Genomic DNA, 2,007 nt, shown 5'->3' with positions numbered 1-2,007 from the left:
TGCAACTACTGGTACCCATGCATACCACCATTTTGAATCACCCTTGTGTTGACCAAGGATTGATTTTGGAAGAAAGGCGTGAAGAAGACGTGGTCCAAAGTCACGAGCTGGGTTCAAACCAGGTCCTGAAGGTCCTCCAAGTGAAGTAACCAAAGCCATTACCAAGAAACCAAGTGCCATGTGACCTACTGCAACACCTGCTGTTGTATGTGGTGCTGTTTGAGCTTTAATCGCCAAGTCAGAGAAGTCAACAGTTTGTCCAGCTTGAGTTGCAGCTTGCTTCATAAATTGAAGGACTTCAGCTCCAAAGAAGTTCTTTGTCAAACCAAGTGCTGCAAAGAAAAGAACAAATGAACCGACGAACTCGTTGATAAATCCGTTAACTGTTGCTGCATAGCGTGATTCTTTTGTACCATGGTCCAAACTTGAAATAGTTGAGAAAGATCCCAAAATGTTATTTGGGTTTTCAGTTTGCAAGTAGTATGGACGGTGAGTTGCAACAACCAAGGCTTGTCCGAAGATTGCTCCCAAAACTTGAGCAATGATGTAAAATGGTACTTGCCCCCATTCAAAGAGACCGCTAACTGCAAGTCCAAGAGTGAAGGCTGGGTTGATGTGGTTACCAGAAACGTTACCAAACATCAAAGCTGGGATCATAACCCCCATACCGTAACCAACAGCGATAACGAGCCAGCCACTTTGGTGACCTTTCGTACCTTTAAGTTCAACGTTGGCAACTGCACCATTACCTAAGATAATCAAGATGGCTGTTCCCAAAAATTCAGTGGCATATTTGACTGCCCATGTGAAATCCATTGATAGATTCTCCTTAATATTTTTTAGACAATCCCTATTCTATCAATTTTTAAACCTTTTAGCAACAGATTTTCTAAAAGAAACCTATGGAAAACGCTTTTATTTAGGGCTTTAAAAAAAGACTTAACAAAGAGAGTTTGTTAAGTCCTGATTTCGATTATTCTTGACGCTGACCAAAGTCCTTAATCATCTGCTCCATTTCCTCACGACTTGGTGTCGTTAGCATATAGAGAAAGTCTCCTTGCAATTCAGCAAAGGCTGCAGGCATGATTTTCTTGACCTTGAACTGTTGACCATATTTGGCAAGCAAGTCTTCTTCTGAATAAACATAGTTGGCATTGGCACGACGTGATGTAGCCAAGCAGTATAGGGGATCGAATTGAGAAGCTGGGAATGGTTCACCTGCAACGATCGCTGCATATCCCTTATACAAGTCAAAAGAATGGGCATAGTTATAGACATCAATTGTGAAGCCACCCGCTGGACGGTTATTATATTCAATAGCGATATAGTCATCACCCTCACGGAAGAACTCAATATGGAAGAAACGTTCCTTCATACCAAATTCCTTGACAATAGCCTCACCATACTTGCGTAATTTTGGATCCATATCTTTGAGAACATAGTAGGAATTGTCCATCTTATAAATCATAAGATCGAGGGGGGTATGGGCATAGTCAAAGGTCGTAGAAAAGACGATATTTCCATCTCTATCAACCAAACCATCGAAGGTACAGATTTCACTAGATGTGACAAATTTTTCAAAGAAATAAACGGTTGAGTGATCCCATTCAGCCTTAAAGTGATTGACATCATCTGCTGTTTCAAGCTTGAAGGTTGCGGCAGCTCCAACTCCATTGTCAGGTTTGGCAATCATGGGAAGTCCAATTTCTTTTACTGCCTTATCCACATCTGCTTCTGTTTCAATAACAGCACCTGGCACAACGGGAACTCCAGCTTTCTTGAAGAGTTTTTTCATTTCAGACTTGAACTTAGTCTTCTTGAGGTCTTCTGGTTTGGCACCAAAAACATAAAACTGTTCACGAAGGGCAGCATCCAACTCTAGCCAGTATTCATTGTGTGATTCGATGCGGTCAATTGGTCCATGTTTATAGAAAAGAAAAGCAACTGCACGTTTAACCTCATCGATATTTTCAAGATTATCAACTCGGAAATACTCAGTCAAGCTAT

At 41.2% G+C, this 2,007-nt stretch carries 2 protein-coding genes; both read right to left on the bottom strand.

The window, feature by feature from the left end:
* Positions 1-816, bottom strand: an 816-nt coding sequence (gla, locus tag SINDD18_RS02030; protein ID WP_241497307.1) for an aquaglyceroporin Gla, incomplete at its 3' end; no start/stop codon positions are given.
* 157 nt (positions 817-973) lie between these two features.
* The coding region (locus SINDD18_RS02025) for an ATP-grasp domain-containing protein (protein WP_061862905.1) at positions 974-2,007 on the bottom strand (1,034 nt) is incomplete at its 5' end.

The sequence above is a fragment of the Streptococcus infantis genome, from assembly GCF_001579645.1.
Taxonomy (GTDB): Bacteria; Bacillota; Bacilli; order Lactobacillales; family Streptococcaceae; genus Streptococcus; species Streptococcus infantis_E.
Note: the sequence above shows the minus strand (reverse complement) of the source record. Positions and strands in the feature narration are given on the sequence as shown.